Raw genomic sequence first — 20644 nt, forward strand, 5'->3', positions numbered from 1 at the left:
GAGACGTGTCCCGAGGTACATAGGAATTGGGTTCTGGAGCCGTGTCATCGCAGCTTCTGTTGTTTCGCCAGGAGGCAGTCGAGTTCCAACAGGACCATCGGCAGTGGGGCCAGGTCGCGCTGCTCCAGACGAGATCGACGAAGGTTATAAGCTGGTTGATTGCGACGGTAGTCGCACTCACGGCCGCCTTCCTATTTCTCGGCCAGTATGCTCGAAAGGAGACTGTGGCGGGGTACCTGACGCCGATCGCAGGCACGGCGAAGATTTTCGCCTCAAAGTCGGGCACGATCAAGGAGGTTCATGTCAAAGAGGGGCAGGAGGTCAAAAGAGGGCAGAGGCTTTTAACCATCGAAACTACTCAGATTGCGGCAAATGGGCAGGACGTGAACGATGTGATGCTCGGCACACTGGGGGCAGAGCAAGTTTCACTAAGAAATCAAATCTGCGCGGAGCAGGACCGCATTAACTCCGAGGAAGCGCGCCTATCAGCCAAAATTGCAAGCCTCGAAACTGAACTATCCCGGTTCGACGCTCAGATAGAGAACCAGCGCGAACAAATTCGGTTGTCCAGCGAACTCGTTTCGTCTGTAACGAACCTGGCGGCCAGAGGCATAGTCTCAGACGTGGAATATAAAAAGCGGGAAATCGCCGCGCTCGAACAGAAGCAGAAGCTCGACTCCTTGAAGCAGCAGGCAGCCGCTCGGCAGAATGAGCTTACCGAAGCCCGTTCTTCTCTCGAACAGCTGCCGACCATCACGGCAGGAAAGATCCAGAACCTGCGCAGCGCACTTGCCACGACAGAACAGCGGATAGCCGAAATTAGTGGACGCCGCGCGTACGAGGTGCGAGCGCCAACGGCAGGACGCATCTCGATCCTGCAAGCGACTGTTGGTCAATTCGCAGATCCGCAAAGACCGCAAATGCAGATCGTCCCTGACCACAGCGAGCTGCAAGCAAACCTGTTTGTTCCGGCCAAGGCCATAGGCTTTGTTCAGCCAGGGCAGGACGTCAGAATACTATATGAGTCGTTCCCCTATCAGCAGTTCGGTACATATCGCGGCCGCGTAAGTGAAGTCTCACAGACGATGTTGACGCGCGCTGAGACCTCCGCACCCATTGAGCTCAAGGAGCCTGCGTACCGGGTCACGGCGAGACTCGATCGCCCAGACATTGACGCGTATGGCAAGCGCATACGGCTTCAAGCCGACATGCTTTTGAAAGCAGACATCATTCTTGAAAGACGATCTCTGATCAGATGGTTGCTCGATCCATTGCTCAGCGTCAGAATGTCAATCTCAGGATGCAACCATGGTGCATGTACTAAACCGTAGGCATCACCTACCGGTAATCCGACAAACAGAAGCAGCGGAATGCGGTCTCGCGTGCATTGCTATGATAAGTTCCTATCATGGCCACCAAATCGATCTGAACACGCTGCGGCGACGCTATCCCGTGTCGCTAAAGGGTGTGACGCTAAGAGCCGTAATTCAGGTGGCCAGTCAGATGCAACTGGCTAGTCGTCCTCTGCGCTATGAGCTTGATAAGATCAGGGACCTGCACCTGCCCGCGATCGTGCACTGGGACATGAACCATTTCGTAGTCCTGAAGTCGGCCACGAGGCGGGGTATTGTGGTGCATGACCCGGCTTTGGGAGAGAGGTTCTTTCCGACTGTCGAAGCCTCCAAGCATCTGACTGGCGTCGCTCTTGAGCTATCCCCAACCGAGGCATTTCGTCCCAAAGACGAGAGAGCGCGCCTCCCATTTTCAACCTTCTGGAGACAGCTGCGCGGTAGCACACATGCACTGGCTCAGGTTTTCGTGCTTTCGTTAGTTCTTGAAGCATTTGTGATTGCAAGCCCTTTCTACCTCCAGCTCAGTGTCGATGAGGTCAGCGCCAGGGGCGATGCCGATCTGATGACGGTGCTGGCTCTTGGATTTGCTCTCCTAACTGCCATCAAAGTTGTTTCCACTATTATCCGCTCCTCGATTATTCTGGTTGTCCAGAACGCGTTGCACTTCCAAATAGGCGCTCGTCTGTTTCACCACCTGATCAGATTACCGATCGCCTATTTCGAAAAGCGACACATCGGCGATGTCCTCTCGCGTTTCACGTCCATTGAACCAATTCGCACGGCACTCGCAGAAGGCGTGATAACCGCTGCGATTGATGGGGTCATGGCGGTTGCAACCTTGGCAATGATTTTTGTCTATAGCACTCAGCTCGGGGTGGTCGTTCTTGTTACATTTGCAGGTTATGCGGCAGTGCGTCTAAGTCTCTATCGCTTGCTGCGAGAGCGCAACTTGGCCGTGATAGAAGCTAAGGCTCATGAAAACTCGACGTTTATCGAGACCCTGCGCGCGATCCAAAGCTTGAAGATTTTCAATCGTGAGACTGACCGCGAGACCCAATGGCTTAACCGTTATGCGGATGTAGTAAGCGCCAATGTTCGGCTGGGTCACGTCAAAATAACTTTCACAGGTATCAACGACGCGCTGTTTGGTCTCGAGAACATTCTCACCATTTACCTCGCCGTCCAACTGGTTCTAGGCAATCACTTCACGATCGGCATGATCTTCGCCTTCATTAGCTATAAACAGCAGTTTATCGAGAAGGCTGTTCAGTTCGTCGAAAAGGTTCTTGATTTCCGAATTATCGAATTACATCTCGAGCGCTTGGCTGATATTGCCCTAAGCCCCCTTGAGCGGGGCCATGATCGGCCGTTGGCCTATACGCCGCGCGTTCAGGGCCGGATCGAATTGCGGAAGGTCTCTTTCCGATATGCTGAAACGGATCCTTATGTACTTGAAGACATCAGCTTTATCATCAAGCCTGGGGAATTCATCACGATTATGGGTCCTTCAGGTGGAGGCAAGACAACCCTCGTTAAGGTCATGCTCGGGTTGCTGGAACCGACAAGCGGGGAAGTGTTGATTGACGATATTCCTCTCTCGTCGATCGGTGGAAGAGCCTATCGAGAGCACGTGGCCGCTGTGATGCAGGAGGATCAGCTACTCTCAGGCTCTATTGCCGATAACATTTGCTTTTTTGATGCATCTTTCGACGAGGAACGGATGATTCAATGCGCGCACCTGGCGGGTATACACGAGGAGATCATGGCGATGGCGATGACCTACAACAGCCTAATCGGAGATATGGGTAGCTCATTATCAGGTGGACAGAAGCAACGACTAATGCTGGCTCGGGCGCTTTATCGACAACCTAGCATTCTGTTTCTGGACGAGGGCACGGCTCATTTGGACGTCGATAACGAAAAGCGTATCAACGAGAGCCTTAAAGGCTTGCAAATGACTCGGATAAATGTGGCACACCGGCCTGAGACAAGCAGCGGAGCAGATCGAATTTTGCGAATTGCGAGGACGTTGACGAGCGATCTAAAGCGTGGCGAGCACTGCCAACCGGATGAAGCCGTCATCCCTTCCTTCCTAGAGCTGGAAAAACAGGGGCGCAGCGCTCTAGCTTAAGCCCAGATCCGCTTACGATTTCTCTCGTTGTTCTGCGCGGTGGATTTATGAGTAGGCAGCAGATCCTGGGCAATTGCGTTCCTGCCCGAATGACTCGATGACTTCCAGGAGAGTAATCCAGTTCTCGTGCTCGGTCTGGAAGCGATGGGCTTCGAGCCGAGCCGGAGTCGGTTGGTGGGCGCCGCATCAGCTTTAGCTCCCGACGGTCGCTTCGCCCAGAGCCGCTGGAAGCCGGCCGTCAAAAAGGCTTCCTACCGGCGATGATTGTCGCGGACTCGCGGATTAGGGGCGGCGCTGGGTCCAGTCGTGCCGATCCGCGAGGGCGCGATCGAAATCGAGTCGAGGCCGGAGTTCGGATGCCGATCACACGCGCGATCGATGCGGGACTGCCGGCGGGTTCACCGCGTCGGCAGCCGGTCAACCATTCGCCACCGGGGTGATCCGTCCGGCGAAAGCGAAGATGTTCGGGATGTCGAGCTCGGCCCATGGCGACGCCGTTCCGAACGTGATGTTGTCCCGCGGCATCGCCAACAGTACCGCTCCTCAGAAGTACCGACAGGTTTTCCGCAGTCATGAGCTTCATGGCAAGACCATCTGCAATCGCTGCTCCTAGCGCGTTTATCGCCCTTCGCTCTAACGGGCGCACCGGCCGCATATCGAGGTAGCCGGACACAACCTGGTCGATAAAGGAATTGCGGGCACGCGGCAAATCCGTTCGGGCCATGGCTTGAGCGGCGTCTCCGCTCCGAACGGCCGAAACCAGGAACCGGCGCTCGTCCGCCCGTCGGTTGAGTAAGCCGGGACCTGAGAGCGCATGCATCGGCAATATCGACGCCAGTTGACGCATCGCGATATATTTCGATCCCGCACCAACTTAGTCGCTGTATCGCAAAGCGAACATTTCCTCGCCTCCGCTGGTGTTATGGGTACACGGCCCGTGCCACGGTGGCGGGAGATTGTCGTGATCCTCGGTTTTGGATGCGACAGAGGACTTGAACCGGCGGCGCCGGACTTCGCGTTTCTCGGGTTTTCAGCGCCCCATGCATTCTAGTCATGGTGCCCTCTAAAGCGTCCGCTGATTGCTTCCCACGCTTGAACGAACGGAAGGACGAGAACGAAAAGAACTCTGGTCGCAGCCGAAACAACAACGCGCCCCAGTGATGGTGGCATATCCTCTTCCAATCGACTGGTGATCTTATTGATCGCTAGCGGTTCCGACGGTCTGGGAGGGGGAATCCTCCTGCGCGAGGGCAGGACCACCATAACAAACAGAACGTTGAACAGTAGCCAGATCGCCAAAATAAGAAGGATAGTACGCACGAGGACCGACCGTAGCCTGATTTAGATCTGCCGAACTTACCTACTTCCACCTCATACCCAGGATCCAGGCGCCACCATAGCGCGTTGCAGGGGAGCCATCTTAGCGCTGCCCCGGGTAAAAACGGCCTCGACATCCCCCTACCAAGATGCCGAGGCCGTCAGGCCCGAGCGCTTTGGCGAGCGCCCAGGACCGGTCGCAGGCTAGCGCGGCCCTTAACTTGGGTCTGTGCGCTTTCGAACATTCATGCATCTTGACCACGATCGTGTTGCAGCGACTCATCCGGCCTGGAGAAGGTGGGGGGCTCAGACTGGGCGGCCCATGGCCGCCGCTCGCAATGGCTGGATCAGGGCAGCGGCCAGGCCCGTCCCGAAACCACGCTCGAGGTCCTCAGGGAGCAACGTCCGGAAGGCCGCCACCAGCCGGCGACCTTGGCTACGCATCGCACGGTGAACAAGCGACCAGTGCGCAATTAAGCGAGAACCAATCTCCTGCTTCGGTAGTTGATTCATATGGCATTCGTGCAAGCAAAGGTTCTGTTCACGCCGAGGACCACTTAAAACCTGAGCCAGAACAACATGAAGGACCTCAGGCTACGATTGGAAAAGCTCCGCTCTGACGTCAGAGACTTTACTCTTATGAGTCAGCAGGCGACCGACATCGAAAAGCGCGAGCTGTTTAGGCGAATGGCGGATGAACTCGCCATCGAAGCTCTTGAGCTTGAGCAAATCGTGAAGCAGAAATGGCGGTCCGATCCTAGCGACCACCACGAGGTCGTGGAATTTAAACCGTCCTCTCAGAGGAAGCGCGGCTGACGCCGAATAGAGGCTAAGCAGCCCGGCTTTCGCATCAAGCGACACGGCGTGCTCGGTAACGTTATCCGCTAATTCACAGGCTAGACGCTTACGGCGAATGGAAGGCGATATCTGCGAGCTAGAGCGACTGGACGCAAATTGCGTTCGGCTGATCTAAACGAGCAGCGCTGCCGCGAGCTCGGCTTGCGGAAGCTTTGTGCGTGAGCAGCGGCGCGATCACGCGCGAGTAGGTTCTCGACAAGCCTCATCTGCCCCCTGCCGCTGCTATGTCGACGTGTTCACCGATCTTACGGAGCTCCAAACTCAGATTGGTCGCAACCCGTCTGAGCGGCCGGCACCTCGTGAGCACGAGTCGCGCTATCGCTCGCACCAGCTCCCACAGAGTGAGACCACCCTAGCGGTCAAGGGAAATGATATCGTGCTCGAAAACTGAGCTCCGAATGCCAGCCACCAGCATGACCGGGGCGCCGGCGCACGTGATCGTTCCGGCGAGCTGAGCCCCGGAGACGAGCGCAACGAATAAGCCCGGCATTTGCGCCGGGCTAATCGCCAATAAGGTTCAGGTTCTCAGCAACGGACCAACTAGAGAAAAGTCCTCGCGCTTAGTCGGTTCGGTTTCTGACACTGCAGTGCTGGCCCACGAACTTCGCATGTCGTGTTGCTGCTCCGCGCTCCCCGACAGGCGTCGCGATTGCTGGGAAGTGCGCTTTGACGGGCAACAAGGTCCGCGCAAGCAGTATTCGAAACTGATGTGAAGCTCACACCGAAACTAGTTCCGGTCAGCTGCATCGAAGACCAAATTCGCTGTCGCGGAACGACAAAATTTGGTTACGCGTCAGATTACAGGTACTGTTTTGAGGGAGCGAGTCCAATCGCTTGTGGCGGAGCTTAGAGAAGTGGAGAAGCTTCGAACTAAGCTCCGACATGTAGAAGCGAGAACAATCGGCAGAAGACGGCGTGTCAAACGGGCAGCAGAGCAAAAGGGGGACTAACTCGGCGACGAGACAGGCCCTCTATTCAGGACAAGCGATCGCTTCGATTTTCCTTGGACGTTGCACCTCGAAAGACCGCGACGAGCCGATCCCCTTCCCAAAGCTCAACGTCGTGCTCGCCATGCATTTTCTCGGCTCGACATCTCGGAGCCTGCTCATCGATGCAGTCGAGCTTCGCGGCGCAGATCACTCGTCGGTTGCTGTCCATCACGAACACTCTGTACCGCATGATGGCAGTGCCATCCAAGGGGGGCCACCATCGTAGTCGAATGTTCGTCTAAGGCAGCGCCAAAGTAAGTGCAGGCGCGAGGAACGTTTGTACGTGTGGCAATTCGACTCTGCCAGCTCCTGGAACTCTTCTCATGGCGGTGCGTCGGGTATCCGGCCAGCGCCGGCGATCAACCTGAGGATGGTAGTGCGCGCCTTCAAGAGCTTGCAGGTACGCAGCAAATGCCGAATGCGATGCTGCCCGGCGAACGCTGCAATTCCTGCCCTCTTGAAAGTGAATTGGACTGTTCAATTATCTAGTTCGAATGAGCCCGCGAAGGCGTGGCGTCATGGCGCCTTCTGTTCAATGTGTCACTGGCAGACCACCGCTTCTCCCGAGCAAAGGTGACGTCTTGTGCAACCGTTCCCAATGTGCGGGCTTGGGTCAAAAGCGCGGCTAGGCCTCACGGCGAGCGACTTCCGGTCGACTCCGGTCTCCGGACGTACCGCTGCACGGCGCCGACTGCCGAAACGGCCAAAAGCGGACGTCATGATCAAAGACTATGAATGCGAGTTGGCTACTACGGCTGATAAATCTGTGGCCTGATTGCCCGACTTCTCCTCTTGTTTCACGTCGCGAGCGCGCGCGTTCGGATTGCGTCGTTCCCATTCCCGAGTGCAGACTATAACGCACGTTGATGGGGCTAGAATCCCGATTACCGAACGACGTAAATCGAAAGACATAAAGCCAACGCTGAATTGCAGGCGGCTGTTTCTTGCGAGAGTATTGCGGGGCTGAACGCGCGAGAGCAGTCCGCTTCCAAGCAAAGCAAGGAGAACATCATGCAAGATAGACGCACGCTGAGAGAACTCAGTGAGAAAGAACTAGAGCAGGTCTGTGGTGGAAAATTAATAACTGAAAACCCGGGCGGGCAGCCCCACGGTGCATCGCAGATGACCACTACGTCAGGGAATGGTAATGCCCCTCCGGGCCAAAATAAAGACCTGCCCCCGGGACTCCAGTAGTCGGCGGGATCGAACGCCGATCAAGAATTCGTCCAATACAGATCCAAGGAGAATGTCATGGATACTCTGTTGAAAAAGATGGACGGTTTGAGAGAGATCACCGAAGCCGAGTTGGAATTTGTTCACGGTGGCGCACCGCCGGCCCAGGGAAGCGGCAAGAATGAAGCCGGCCACAAGGTAGACGTCTTCGCAGGGAATCCGCACGACCGCCCCGGCGCGAACGCCAAGGAAACACCGTAGTTTTGATCGCGAGGGTAGCCGTGCTCCTGCGAGGAGGCACGGCCGCCGGCGTCCACAACATAGGTGCACCGTGACGGTAGAATCGCGTTTCGGCAGCCGAACTGCGCCAGAACCGAGCCGTTGATAGCGAGGCTGCTCCTTGCAGTGCAAACCCGCCCGCAATTGGCGGCGGCGGTGCTGACGTGGACGCGCCAGCGGAACGACGGATCCCGTTCTCCTATGATGATATGTTGGCAAGCGGCTCGCCTGCGGTTTCAGGCAGCAGAGGGGAGGCGCTGACGGCGGAGTTGACAGGCCGCCTCGCTGACGACCTTGCCGCCGTGTCCATCCGTGAGCCGATTGCGCCCAGGGCTTGCGCCGAAGCGGCTGCTCTGCGCCCGGCTTGCGCCGTACGGTCGAGCCTGTTCCGTGAGGAAGCCATCCAATTTCAGCAGCATCGGCCCTAACGGGGGGACGTTGCGCTGCTGCAGCCATTGTCTACAAAAATGCTGACCTGGTTCATGGCTGCAGCCGCTGTATCACTCTGCACATTCCTTTTTAAGGGGCAGTACGCGCAAGGAAATCGCGAGTGGATATCTCGCCCCGGTAGCGGGTACCTCAAAGGTCGTCGGCTCGCAGCAGTCAGTGCACGACTTGATCTGGTCTACCACAGGTCCGGGTCTTGGCCGTGTAAAAACGACTTCAAAGGGCGTCGGTTCGGAAGCTAGGAACCGCGCCTGTCTCAGGCCGCGATCGCAGCCATCAGCGGCTTGGTCCCGACTATGTTCATGGCCCGTGTCAGATTATAGGCCAAGACCGAGAGCGCCATCTCGGCCGCGACTTTTGGGAGCGTTTTGGTAAGGAAGTGTGTCGCCCCCATGCGGGCCTTCATGGTGCCGAACGGATGCTCGACCGTCTCTCGACGCTGACGCATGGCTTCTGGGTTCGCGTCAAGGCGCTGCTGCACAGCCTCGAGCAGATGCTCATGCTCCCACCGCGTAATCCGCCGCTCTGGCCCTGTCGTGCACTGCGATTTGAGCGCACAATTTTGACAGGCAGTGGTCCAGTAGCGCCGCAGCATCTTGCCGTCTTCTTCGTTTGTGTAGCGATACGGCAATCGCTCCCCAGCCGGACAGCGATAGGCGTCCTCCTCTGGCAAATAGGCAAAGTCCTGCTTACCGAAGCGCCCCTCCGATTTGGCACCCGACGTCAGCGGCTTGGGCAGAGTTACGGTGATGCCGGCCTCGTGGCACGCGAGGATCTCCGGGCTGTTGAAGTAGCCGCGATCGGCTACAGCTTCGAGCGTCTCGGTCTTTAGAACAGCCTTCGCCTGCTTGGCCATGTTGGCGAGTTGTGCCCGATCTGAGCCGCTGTTCGTCACCTCGTGCGCCACGATTAGATGGTGCTCGGTGTCGACGGCGACCTGCACGTTGTAGCCGACGGTGCCGGAGCCGCGGCCGCTTGTCGCCATCGAACGGCTGTCGGGATCGGTCAACGAGATTTGCTGGTCGGGTGACGCAAGCATCTGCTTCTCGTAGACGGCAAGCTTGCCCATTTCTTCCTTCAGCTTCGTCAGCTTCTCGGTCAGCCTCGTCACCTTGGCGGCCAGCGTCTCGCTCGGCTCCTGCCGGTCGGCCGTGTCAAGTTGGCTCAGATAGCGCGCGACGCTCTCCTCCAGCTGGGCGCGCCGCCGCTCCACCTTCGCCCGTGTGAAGTTTTTGTCCCGGTTGTTCACCGCTTTGAACTTGCTGCCATCGATGGCGACGCTCGACGTCGCGAGGAGACCCATTTCACGGCAGAGTTCGACGAAGCGTGCGCATACCTTGCGGAGCGCCAGGCCATTGTCTTTGCGGAAGTCCGCGATCGTCTTGTGATCAGGTGCGAGCCGGCCCAGCAGCCACATGGCCTCGACATTGCGTCCGGCCTCTCGTTCGAGCCGCCGGCTCGACTGCACTCGGTTCAGATAGCCGTAGATGTAAAGCTTCAGGAGAACCGAGGGATGGTATGACGGCCGACCGGTCGCCGCCGGCTCCACCCCCTCGAAGCTTAGCTCGGCCAAATCGAGCGCATCGACAAACACGTCGATCACGCGAACAGGGTTGCCCTCGTCAATGAAATCATCGAGGCACTCGGGCAATAGCGACGATTGCCCACGATCCGCCTCCGCAACGAAGCGCTTCATTCCAGCCCCCGCAAATCGTGCGGGAATCATATCGCGCGAATCACATCAAGCGCAGCGTTTTCACACAGCCAGGGTCAAAAGCGGCGGATGAGGCAAGCGTCGCCCGGCGTCTGGCCTACAGGCCGATAGCCGACGTCACAATAGCATCAGCATGGTTCGGCTGCGGGGCCAGAAGCTGACGCTCGGCGCATAATCTGCGCCACAGAATAGTTCCGACCTACCCAAAAAATCACCCCAAATTGATGACGCTGTTCCCTTATATGCTGCTCTGCACGCTCGGGAACGCCGCTTGTTAAAAATCATTTGATTCTTTGTATTTTGTCGGTGAGTGGAGTTGATCATGCGTCTTCTGTTTGCAGGAATCGCGATCGCGTTCTTATCTGCTTGCTTGCAGTCTCCGTATGCTTCAGCACAAACGTTCGACGATAGATGGTCCATTATTCCGAAGGCACATGCTGAACCTGCTCCTGAAGAGAAGGAGCAAAAACAAAGTCCTCCTGAGCATATTCCGGCAGGGCCACTATGGACGCGGACGCCCGACAATCCCCGGCCTTCCAAATCGCTCAACAAAGTCTTCACCGGAAAAGCGTCCTTCTATTCTTATACAAAAGGTAAAACAGCTAGCGGGTCGCTCTACAATCGCGATGAAATGACGGCGGCCCATCGAAGTCTTCCCTTCGGAACTCGGGTTCGCGTCACCGACATTGCGAGTAGCAGGTCGGTCATAGTTCGTATTGCAGACCGCGGACCGTGGATTCGCGACCGCGTGCTGGACCTCTCCCTTGGCGCAGCACGCGGCTTAGGAATTACTGATCGAGGTGTGGCACAAGTTCGAGTGGAGGTCCTTTAGGTAAGCGCCGCGCTCTATGTGGCAAGAGTCGTGTGCGGCTGTCAGTGGGCGTTCGCCTCGGCAGCTGACGCGGGCAGAACGCTGAGCTGGGAGGATAGGGCGCCTTTGCCGACAGCACTTCGTGCAGAGGCGGAAGCACTGTGGCCTCTTCGTGCTGAAACGGCTGCAGTTGTTAACTGCGTTGGTTGCGTGAGCTTCGGACACGATCGCCTTAAAGCCGATCGTCATTGAAGGCGTGACACTTCAGGATGTCGGCGAATGCCCACGGTCTTTTCTTCGTCGAATGTCTCTTTTGGGTCTTGGTTGTGTGAAAACGCCAAGACGCTTGAACACGATGGAAGAAGTTATTCATCCAAGACCGCTCTAGCGCGCAAGATCGCAAGCGCTCTCAACTTAGACGACAAACTGAAGAATGAAATTCTAGTCGCGTTTCGATCCTTCGTTTTCACACAGCCAGTGTCAAAGGGTGCTCTCGTTAGCCAGCATGAACTTGGTCGGGTCACCAGCGGACACCCTCGCGCTCTGGCCTAGCATCAGCCACTGGCCAATATGCGACACCGGCCTAGGTGGGCATCTCCGGACGCATGCATCGCAGCAAGTAGATGCCCTATTCGATCACCTCTTCCGCGCGACCGAGCTGCGTCGCCGGGCATCGCGTGCCTTGGCGCTGCAGTGACCAGCTCGGTCCTTGCGCCAACAGGCGACGCCCGACATCAGCATTGGTCCGCGAGAATCCTCAACTCATCACACCATGCTGATGAAACCAGCCTGTCGGTGGAGAGGAAACCCCTGCGCGCGATCTCCTCCGGCTCGCGCGGCGCTTTGACGGGAATCCGCGGCAGGATGTTTTTGTCCAACACTTCGCCTGCACCATCTCGGCGTCTGCGGAGTCCGAAGTTGCTTCGCCAAAATGTCTGCCGGCACACACGATCCTGGCAATCCCTAAGATTCTGCTAGTCGCTATTTCGCGACCTGCTCTTCCCCCGTCTTGCTCACATGCCAAATGTGGATGTGATAGTGGGGCTTATCGAGTCCAGGATGACCGGAATTGAAGTAGACGGTTACGTGGTCCCCCTTTCCGGCGAGGCCTTCAAGATCGAATCGTTTTCGGTTCTCAAGGTCATCGATGGGGAGCATGTAGATCGTGCTGCTCAATCTGCCTTTGCGATCGAAAGCACGGTATGGTCCGTTCGGGAGCGTGTCGGGCTGAACGTAAAGCGCGCCGATACCGGGGAAGAAGGGCGGAAAATCTACGAGCGAGCTCACCTGCTTATATCCTATGCGCTCGCTCTTCCGTCTGTCGCTGATGTGCACCGCCACTCGTTTATGCTTGCGCCTATGCATGTAGATCGTGCTGCTCAATCTGCTCCTAAGGTCGAAAGCACGGTCGCTTATGTGCACCGCCAGTCCTTTCGGCGGACTGCGGGTGAGCGTCTCGGTTTTGCGTGCTGTCTGCGCGTTCGCCGCCAGAGGCACGGCGAGGATGACCAGGGTCAGAAAGCCTATGGCACATACACACTTCATCACTATTATGCCCCTTCCATTGCTGCTCGAAGGCCACGCTGTAACGGATATGAGATCGGTCAGCGGCCTCTCCGCTCCCGCGACCAGCGCAGGAAGCCCTGAAACAAGCGTTCGCGCTCGGTGGCGGAAGGAACAATGCCCGACTGATCCAAATACCGCTCAAACTCCGCCCGCGAGTCGGCATCGGGTGTTGCCAAGTGGTGCTGCTTCAGCCAGCGTTCCGCAGGAGCGAAGCGGCTCCACCCGGGCCACACCGCCGCAAGATTGATCTGTTTCCATTTCGGGTGCCGCGCTGGACCCTCAAACTCCGAAATGCGCGAGAAGAACGCGTAAACGAACGTCTCCAAGCGTTGGTAGCGCTCGCTTGTCCGAGGCGAGTTGGAAGCAATGAGGACCGAACCAACCGCAAGCGTCTCGATGCGCCCGTCAGAGGCGATCAGGTTCGGATAATCCTGGTGGGTGAAAGTCGCCGGCAGATAATCTTCTTCCAAGGATGAAGTGTACGGCACCGGAACGAGATGGAAGCCGTCCTCGCGCGCGTATCGTTCGAGCCAACGGGCGGGTTTGCCCGTGATGAACAAGGTGGCCGCAATGTCGCCGCTCCGCATGCCTTCCGCAGCTGCATTCTGATCAACATTAATTTCTGTCACTTTCACGCCCAATCGATTGAGGATGTCCCGCGCCAAGATTTCCGTACCGCCATCCTCCTCCCCAAGGTTGACGCGTGTTCCAGCGAGGTCAGCAACAGTGCGGATCTCTGGGCGCGCAAGGATGTGGAGTTCTTCGTGGAAGAGGGGGGCGATGTAGACCAAGCTCTTCGAGATATCACCCAACTCCTTGCTGGCGCGCAGGCGCTCGAGCAAAATTGTGGGCGTAATGCCCATGTCGGCGCCCGGTAGGGTTAGCACGTCACGAACGTTCTGAATGCCGCCCTTGCCGACCATCGGCAGAATCCGCAATGCGACCTCCCCTCTCGGACCAGTCTCCTGTCTGGTCGCGAGAACCGTCGAGATCTCATGAGCGATTGCAAAATCAGTCGCGTTTGGGCGACCCGTCACGATCCCAATCGTATTTGAGTTAGGGGAGCGCTTGGCTTGTGCCAGGCGAGGCATGGCCTGCATTGGATAGGGCTGTATCTGTGGTTCAGCTTCAGGCTCACTCGTTCGCGCGCTCGATGGCATAGCCTGATGAAACATGCAGGCCAATAGTAAGAAAACAACGATCGCCAATCGCATAGGCACAAGCTGGCGATGCGATCTACAAGCCGTCTGGCGGTCGTCGACGATGGCAATGAAGATACCTCTTAATCCTATTTTCATCGTAGGGTCTCCGCCTAGCCCTGTCGCATCGCATATGGCTTTGGGTCGGCCAAGCTGCCTTAGACCAATCGGGCCTGCACGTCGCGCCTTCCCGATATTTCATGGCGCTTATCGTTGCCTCGATCTGCGCTCGCGCCTGTGTGATCCACCCTCGATCAGGCAAGGTCAAAACTTGGACGCCGATACGTGGTCCGATTGACACTTTAACGTGGGCTCATCAGCCGAATAATACCTCTTTCGAGGTATTTGCCCGACCTTCCCTGTCATGGCCGGCACGTACCTTGTGTGATGCGCCTCGTTCCCCACGCTCAAGCTCTTTCTGAAGCGCGGAAGTCATATTGGATTGAAGCGACGACGATCTGGGGTTTGGAGGAAGAGCTGACTCGCTCATTCCCCGCCATTCAGCAAATGTCGCAGTTGGTTCATTCGCGTCGATTTGGCCGCGTCGCCACCACGTCCGGTCTGGCGCCGGCTGCTGACGTGCCGGGCGCCGTCGCTAATCTTCGCCTTCGGGCCAACAACTGACTCGTGCACTGCAGAAACAACTTTCCTATTCGATCACCTCGTCGGCGCGGGCGAGCAGCATCGGCGGGACAGTGATGCCCAGCGCCTTCGCGGCCTTGAGATTGATGACCAACTCGAATTTGGTCGGCTGCATAACCGGCAAATCGGCGGCCTTGGCGCCCTGAAGAATTTTGCCGGTATAAAGTCCAACCTGCCGGTACGCGTCGGCCAAGCTGATCCCGTAGCTCATCAGGCCAATGCGACAGCACTTTTGACTTAGTTGAGAACCGTCCTCGGTGGGCGGCGGTAGGTTCGATTCCCATTCGCTCCCGTGGTAGCATCGGTCGGAGCTGAGGAGAACTGAACATGGCGACCGCCCCTTCTCCGAAAGACGACAAGGCCCTCGCATCCGCCCCGGCGCGCACGCTGCCGTCGATCAATCTGAAGAACTGGGTCGAGCAGCACCGCCACGAGATGGTCCCGCCCGTCAGCAACAAGTACCTCTACGACGGCAAGGACTTCTTCGTGATGCTGATCAACGGTCCCAACGCGCGCAATGACTTTCACCAGACCAATAGTGAGGAGTTCTTCCACCAGCTCCAAGGCGACATCGTCGTACGCATCGTCGAGGACGGGCGGATCAAGGACTTTCCCGTGCGCGAGGGCGAGACGTTCTTCATACCCGGCAACGTCCCGCACAGCCCGACGCGCCCGCCGAACACGCTGGGCCTCGTGGTGGAACGAAGGCGTCCGCCGGGCGAAACCGAGCATCTTCAGTTCTACTGCGACAGCTGCCATGCGCTCGTCGAGGATATCGAGTTCGATTGCAAGGACATCGTTGTCCATTTCAGGCGGGCGATGGAAGACTTCTGGGCCAACCCGGATCGTAGCACGTGTAAGAGTTGTGGGACGCGGGTGACGAAGCCCAAGCCGATCAAGAGGATAACGTTCGAGCCGGCCGTGAAGATCGAGCGCGAGCCGTAACGCTGATGAAGATCGACATCCGTCGGATCGGAGGTGGCTTGTGCAAGATCGTCGAAAAGGAAGGAGATGCCATCATCGTCCAGATGCCGTAATTTAGCTGGCTCTGCTTATGATGTGAATTACACGGAGCAGCGGCACGTTGAAGGGCCAGAAGCAGACTGACGTACGGGCGACTATCTCAGTCCAAATCGAGCGCGTCCGGCAGAGGCACCGAAGAAAACACTTCGTCACGCAAGGGCGGCAGGCTTGGCGGAAAAGCGTCAGCCAGCCGACCGGCCGATGAACGTTCCAGGTCAGCCAAGAAGGCTGCTCAAACTCGCAAACGCCGCGCGGCGTGAAGGAGGCAAAATGTCGACATGCGAAACCTGCGGCAATGACTATGACAAGGCTTTTCAGGTGGTGATGAACGGCCAGGCGCACACGTTCGACAGCTTCGAATGCGCAATTCATGCCTTGGCGCCAACGTGCAAGCATTGCGGAACCCGCATCGTGGGTCACGGCCTGGAAAAGAGCGGCACCTACTATTGCTGCGACCACTGCGCCCAGAAGGAAGGCGTGACCGACCTCCGCGATCGTGTGTAAGACCAGGAATAGACTCGGCGGCGTTGCACGCACTTTCCTCAGGAATTTTGGCGCCCACTCCAGGTGAGATGAAACGGACTGCCGTTGCCAGGCGCCGCTCGCTGGAATGGACGACCGACGCGCCTGCGGTCTCCGCTGGCCATGCCTTGCTTGAGACGATCTCAGTACGAGTTGAGCCATGGCGCCCGCAAATAATCGCGTTGTCACGGTGTTCGGTGGAACGGGGTTTCTCGGCCGCCGCGTTGTTCAACACCTGCTCCGGGCGCCTGAGTTTTTCGTTCGGATTGCATCAAGACATCCCGAACGAGGCAGACAGCTTTTTGGTGACGACGACCCACGCCTCCAATCTGTGAACGCCGATCTGCGCGACGAGGGTTCGATAGCCGCTGCTATTGATGGCGCATACGGCGCCATCAACACTGTCAGCCTCTATGTTGAACACGGACAGAAGACTTTTCATTCCGTGCATGTGGAATCAGCCCGGCAATTGGCGGCCCAGGCACATCGGGCTGGCGTCAAGCGGCTCATCCACGTTTCCGGTATCGGCTCCGACGCCACTTCGCCGTCCCTCTATATTCGCAAGCGTGGCGAAGGCGAACTCGCGGTCCGCGCGGTATTTTCTGAGGCTACGCTGGTTCGCCCGGCGGTCATGTTCGGCCCCGATGACGCGTTTCTCACCGTTATCCTCAAGCTGCTCCGCCGATATCCGATCTATCCGATGTTCGGCCGCGGATTGACGCGATTGCAGCCGGCCTATGTTGACGATGTGGCCGACGCGATCACAAGAGCGCTTCTGAGAACCGAAACGAACGCAATCACGTATGAATGCGCTGGTCCTCGCATCTACACATACGAAGAGCTTCTCAGAACCGTCGCGCATGCAGCCGGCCGCAGCCCCATGCTGATTCCAGTGCCGTTTGCGGCTTGGCATGTAGCGGGATGGATATCGGAGCTGCTTCCAAAGCCACCCATCACGCGGAATCAGGTGGAGTTGATGCAGATCGACAACATAGCGTCGATGGGAATGCCAGGATTTTCCGAGCTTGGAATCCCGCCGCAATCAGTCGAACAGGTTGTACCGGCCATGTTGCGGAACAGTGCTGGTCGAACCGGCTCCTAAACGCGGGCGGTCAGTACGAATTGCCGCAGGCCGGTCAGCACCACGCCGACTCCCCGGTTGACGACCCTCAATAGAGGGCTGCGGCTCTGGGGGATCAGTTCTCGATTTGCTTCACCGTCGAGATCGGCCATCGGCCCTCATGCCCCGCGATCGAGATGCGGAGCCCATGCTCATCGTCGAGGAAGACGCCATCGACGGTGCCAGCCTTGCCATCTGTCAAGATGACGCCCTTGCCGACTAACTCTTTCTCGGCTTCATGCAATTCGCGCAAGACGTTCATGGCTCGCTTGTCGCCTGTGCTCGAGGCGGTCATGATGCCAACTCCAAACGGGCCGCCGATCGGCGCGTCAAGCGCGAGTGATCTCAACAGCTTCTTCAGCTGTGTGACGCGGCACCCGAAGCCGGGACCTGCTTGCTGGCTGTCGCCAACCAAAGCTCGTAAGCGATACACATCATGACGAAATAAGCGCGGGCGCCGGAAAAAGCGAATCCAGACGGCCCCGGGCTTAGCAGGGAGGTCAGGGCGACCGGGGCCGCCATTCCATTGCTGGAAAACCGGCGGAAAGGGCCAAGGATTCCGGCAGGCGGATACCTAGTTCCGCTTTCCGACTTGCTACTCGGGCAGTAGCTCGGACGCTTTTACCCCGACCAGGCTGTGGAAATTCTTGCAGTGGCCAATGGCTATGCTGGCGACATGAAGCTTAGTCGACGGCGCGTAGGACCACAGCAAAGCCGTGGCAGCACTGAGGAAGGAAACGCCCGCGATTGCAATTAGGATCGTGCGCATGGGAAACCTCTAGCTCTGGCTTCCACCCGATTGAGGGTTCGTCTGGCGGCTTGAGTAAAGGTTCAATGGAACAGCGCAAAAAAATCTGTCCGCGCCGGCTAAGCGAGTTCCTCGCCTGCCGACGAAATGGCCCCACCTAAAGAGAGCCGAGGCGCGCTGCCGCAGGTCCGCTCGACCTGAGACGCGCACACGAAATGAGCCGCCCGTGATCGCCACGAGCGGCTCAAGTCACAAGGGAGGAAGGTCCTAAAGAGGTCAGCCTTGATGATCTTGCTGGTGGGCGACCTTGTTCGTCTAGCCTCGGATCGCGGTGGGCTTCTGCCCGGTCGTAATGTCGAAAATGGATTCGCCGAGCCGCTTATGCTCGCCCCTAGCGCCTTGGGAGTAGCTTGCTAATCGTATTTTCGTGCCCGGAGTTTACGTACTCGTGCTCAGCAATCCACTTAACCGCGTCGCACTCCCTAGTAAAACCCTTGACTACTTCCGTTTCGCCATCGGGCCACAGAATATCAACCCGCCAGCCAAGTCCAGGATTCTTCCGCACTCCGAAGCTTGGGCGCTCTTGCAACATCCTTGAATTATGCGCTCATACCTCCGTGCTTCAAGCCAGCTATCCTGCCACAATGAGAACAACCGACTGGTGGAATGGGCCTGAGCAGCGATTTGTAACTGCAAGATTTGCCGCTACACCTGCGCAATATCATTTTGCAGACGCCCGCGTCTATTGCTGCGATCTGCTTTCAAGCAGCCGGTCGCGGACCTCCTCCGATATGAAGCGCTCCGCCCGCTGCCACGCCTCGTTGTTATCGCCGCGGAACGTGAAGAACTTCCTTTCGGGGCACATAGCGGACTAGATTTGCTCACTCTGAGGTCTTTGCATTTTGACCTGGACCGGGGATGTCTGCTGCTGGGCCCAATTCGGACGTGTGGCATCGCAGACACACGGGATATGATCCCTTGGTTCCCAGCTTTGCGCTTCGGCGTGTTGAGGCCGAGCGAATGGCCAAGTGTGGTTCCGTTCGAGGGCGTCGAACCACACGCGCCGCTCGAACCAGTTGCACTCGCGCGGTCAGGGCTCGTTCCAATAGAAGGATGGATGGCGCGCGTGCCAAACGGCTCGTGTCATGTTGCCGCGCGGTTAAAACGCGCGCGTCGATGCGCTGCATTGTCTTTCTGATTGCACGGGCCGTCTTTTAGAGGGTGCGCTCTTAAGAGAGGCCAGCACATGATTGAGCTTTGGAGCAAGTGGTTTGAAACCTTGGCCTCGGTCGAGGGGCTGGCAGCCATCGTCGTTGTTGCCGTCATGACCGCTGGCGTACTTACGCTGATTGAGGGTCTGCGGCATAGGACCAAAAAACACTAGGTGCAAAGACGCAAAAACTGCCAACTGGCCCAGGGTGGTTCCGCAAGTAAGTGGCCCTTATAAGATGCTCGTATGCAGGAGGGTCAAATGATCGCTTCTCATGCAAGTTGGAACAGGAATGCTCGTTGGCGGGAGACATTCTGCATATTCGCGCTGTTGAGCATCCTGGTCGCGGCTCCCGCCCTCTCGATAATACTCCTTCTGGATTCGCAACTCGTCTTGCCAGTGCTCAGCCTTCTGTTTTTCTCGGACGCGATGATCACCTCGCTCTTGGCCCTGGCTAAGTCAGGGACTGCGACGGTCGGAAAAATCTCTCTATGGGATATCGCAGGTGCGTTCACAATGATCGGTTGCGCCGCGGCGATTTTTGGCGAGCCAGATCAAGTAGCACTGCTTTTCGGGGAGCCCGCAGGACAACATTCGGACGCCGCTGCCGGGGGATAGTTACCGTAGCGGCCGAGCAGCGGAGGACTAGAACTGGAGCTGTATTGGCTGCCCTGCTTTGGAGGTAACTCGTATGGTCGACCTGCAGATAAATACGCCCTCGCTCGGAGCGGAACCTGGGACCATGACCCTTGATAGACTATCTCCAGACGGATGTTCTTAGCGTACTCTTGCAGGTCGTTCTGATCGACCTTGTGCTCGCTGGCGATAACGCCATCGTCATCGGCCTTGCTGCAGCGGGACTTCCTCAAGCGCAACGAGCCAGGGCTATTTTGATCGGGATCGTCGCCGCGACGATACTGCGCCTTCTCTTAGCGGGGATAGCGACGCAAATCCTGCAAATCGTCGGCCTTCTGCTCGCTGGGGGGATCCTGTTGTTGTGGGTATGTTGGAAGATGTGGAGAGAGTTGCGCACGTCCCCGGCAGGCCCCACAGTTTGGAAAGGGACCATAGGAGCCCTTGCAGAAAGCAAACCCCGCAAAACACTCTTCCAAGCGAGTTGGCAGATCATCGTGGCCGACGCTTCCATGTCTCTCGACAATGTCCTGGCCGTCGCAGGGGCGGCGCGCGAGCACCCAGTGGTTCTGATTTTCGGCCTGGGGCTTTCCATCGCGATGATGGGCATGGCCGCTTCTTTCATTGCCGGCCTTCTGCAAACTCACCGATCGCTCGCTTACGTCGGACTGGCCGTCATTCTGTATGTCGCAGTTGAGATGATCTTTCGCGGAACATTGGATGTCATGAAGGTCGCGTCCATATGACGGCCCTGTTGTGTCCGACGGCACGGCAATGCCTACGCCCGTTGTCCGACGAGATACTGTCTGAGCTCCGCTCCGCAGAGGATGCGCCGCTTTGCCCCATCACAGTCCCATGCCACTTATTGCGAATGCCATCGCTTGGGAGCAATGTCGCGCTAGCTGTCTGG

16 protein-coding genes are annotated in these 20644 nt (G+C 57.6%); 11 read left to right on the forward strand and 5 right to left on the reverse strand.

Annotated elements, in window-relative coordinates; translation table 11 throughout:
* Window positions 1–41: 41 nt before the first annotated feature.
* The 4 genes from P6U29_RS05615 to P6U29_RS05630 all read left to right on the forward strand — a co-directional run bounded on the left by P6U29_RS05615 (window position 42) and on the right by P6U29_RS05630 (window position 8081).
* The gene (locus tag P6U29_RS05615; RefSeq protein WP_407116684.1) at window positions 42–1331 is read left to right on the forward strand and encodes an HlyD family efflux transporter periplasmic adaptor subunit; all 1290 of its coding nucleotides are present in this window, start codon (window positions 42–44) and stop codon (window positions 1329–1331) included.
* Window positions 1309–3483, forward strand: coding sequence for a peptidase domain-containing ABC transporter (locus P6U29_RS05620; RefSeq protein WP_407116685.1), 2175 nt, complete (start codon window positions 1309–1311; stop codon window positions 3481–3483). Before P6U29_RS05615 ends, P6U29_RS05620 begins: the two co-directional genes overlap by 23 nt.
* Window positions 3484–5379: 1896 nt before the next feature.
* Window positions 5380–5616, forward strand: a complete 237-nt coding sequence (locus tag P6U29_RS05625) for a hypothetical protein (protein ID WP_407116686.1) — start codon at window positions 5380–5382, stop codon at window positions 5614–5616.
* 2282 nt (window positions 5617–7898) lie between these two features.
* The gene (locus P6U29_RS05630) at window positions 7899–8081 is read left to right on the forward strand and encodes a hypothetical protein (RefSeq protein ID WP_407116687.1); all 183 of its coding nucleotides are present in this window, start codon (window positions 7899–7901) and stop codon (window positions 8079–8081) included.
* Window positions 8082–8802: 721 nt separating this feature from the next.
* On the opposite strand, the gene P6U29_RS05635 is transcribed toward P6U29_RS05630, so the two are convergent.
* On the reverse strand, window positions 8803–10242 hold the full coding sequence (locus tag P6U29_RS05635; RefSeq protein ID WP_407116688.1) for an IS1182 family transposase: 1440 nt from the start codon (window positions 10240–10242) through the stop codon (window positions 8803–8805).
* A 340-nt stretch (window positions 10243–10582) separates the two neighbouring features.
* Between P6U29_RS05635 and P6U29_RS05640 the strand changes: the two genes are divergently transcribed.
* Window positions 10583–11092 (forward strand): septal ring lytic transglycosylase RlpA family protein, encoded by a 510-nt coding sequence (locus P6U29_RS05640; protein WP_407116689.1) that lies wholly within the window; start codon window positions 10583–10585, stop codon window positions 11090–11092.
* A gap of 960 nt (window positions 11093–12052) precedes the next feature.
* On the opposite strand, the gene P6U29_RS05645 is transcribed toward P6U29_RS05640, so the two are convergent.
* The 3 genes from P6U29_RS05645 to P6U29_RS05655 form a co-directional block, all read right to left on the reverse strand.
* The gene (locus P6U29_RS05645; protein ID WP_407119249.1) at window positions 12053–12616 is read right to left on the reverse strand and encodes a hypothetical protein; all 564 of its coding nucleotides are present in this window, start codon (window positions 12614–12616) and stop codon (window positions 12053–12055) included.
* A gap of 59 nt (window positions 12617–12675) precedes the next feature.
* Window positions 12676–13935, reverse strand: a complete 1260-nt coding sequence (locus tag P6U29_RS05650) for a TAXI family TRAP transporter solute-binding subunit (RefSeq protein ID WP_407116690.1) — start codon at window positions 13933–13935, stop codon at window positions 12676–12678.
* Between the two features lie 550 nt (window positions 13936–14485).
* Window positions 14486–14689 (reverse strand): ABC transporter substrate binding protein, encoded by a 204-nt coding sequence (locus P6U29_RS05655; protein WP_407116691.1) that lies wholly within the window; start codon window positions 14687–14689, stop codon window positions 14486–14488.
* 116 nt (window positions 14690–14805) lie between these two features.
* Between P6U29_RS05655 and nbaC the strand changes: the two genes are divergently transcribed.
* From nbaC to P6U29_RS05670, 3 genes are all read left to right on the forward strand, one after another.
* The gene (nbaC, locus tag P6U29_RS05660) at window positions 14806–15423 is read left to right on the forward strand and encodes a 3-hydroxyanthranilate 3,4-dioxygenase (protein ID WP_407116692.1); all 618 of its coding nucleotides are present in this window, start codon (window positions 14806–14808) and stop codon (window positions 15421–15423) included.
* A gap of 246 nt (window positions 15424–15669) precedes the next feature.
* On the forward strand, window positions 15670–16005 hold the full coding sequence (locus P6U29_RS05665) for a hypothetical protein (RefSeq protein ID WP_407116693.1): 336 nt from the start codon (window positions 15670–15672) through the stop codon (window positions 16003–16005).
* A 178-nt stretch (window positions 16006–16183) separates the two neighbouring features.
* The gene (locus tag P6U29_RS05670) at window positions 16184–17125 is read left to right on the forward strand and encodes a complex I NDUFA9 subunit family protein (RefSeq protein WP_407116694.1); all 942 of its coding nucleotides are present in this window, start codon (window positions 16184–16186) and stop codon (window positions 17123–17125) included.
* Window positions 17126–17219: 94 nt separating this feature from the next.
* Here P6U29_RS05670 and P6U29_RS05675 read toward each other — a convergent pair whose 3' ends face one another.
* Window positions 17220–17438, reverse strand: coding sequence for a PRC-barrel domain containing protein (locus tag P6U29_RS05675; RefSeq protein WP_407116695.1), 219 nt, complete (start codon window positions 17436–17438; stop codon window positions 17220–17222).
* 1699 nt (window positions 17439–19137) lie between these two features.
* Between P6U29_RS05675 and P6U29_RS05680 the strand changes: the two genes are divergently transcribed.
* The 3 genes from P6U29_RS05680 (at window position 19138) to P6U29_RS05690 (ending at window position 20480) form a co-directional block, all read left to right on the forward strand.
* Window positions 19138–19275, forward strand: a complete 138-nt coding sequence (locus tag P6U29_RS05680; protein WP_407116696.1) for a hypothetical protein — start codon at window positions 19138–19140, stop codon at window positions 19273–19275.
* An 87-nt stretch (window positions 19276–19362) separates the two neighbouring features.
* Window positions 19363–19719 (forward strand): hypothetical protein, encoded by a 357-nt coding sequence (locus tag P6U29_RS05685; protein WP_407116697.1) that lies wholly within the window; start codon window positions 19363–19365, stop codon window positions 19717–19719.
* A gap of 131 nt (window positions 19720–19850) precedes the next feature.
* The gene (locus P6U29_RS05690) at window positions 19851–20480 is read left to right on the forward strand and encodes a YjbE family putative metal transport protein (RefSeq protein WP_407116698.1); all 630 of its coding nucleotides are present in this window, start codon (window positions 19851–19853) and stop codon (window positions 20478–20480) included.
* Window positions 20481–20644: the final 164 nt, after the last annotated feature.

The sequence above is a fragment of the Bradyrhizobium sp. LMG 9283 genome (genome assembly GCF_045571415.1).
Taxonomy (GTDB): domain Bacteria; phylum Pseudomonadota; class Alphaproteobacteria; order Rhizobiales; family Xanthobacteraceae; genus Bradyrhizobium.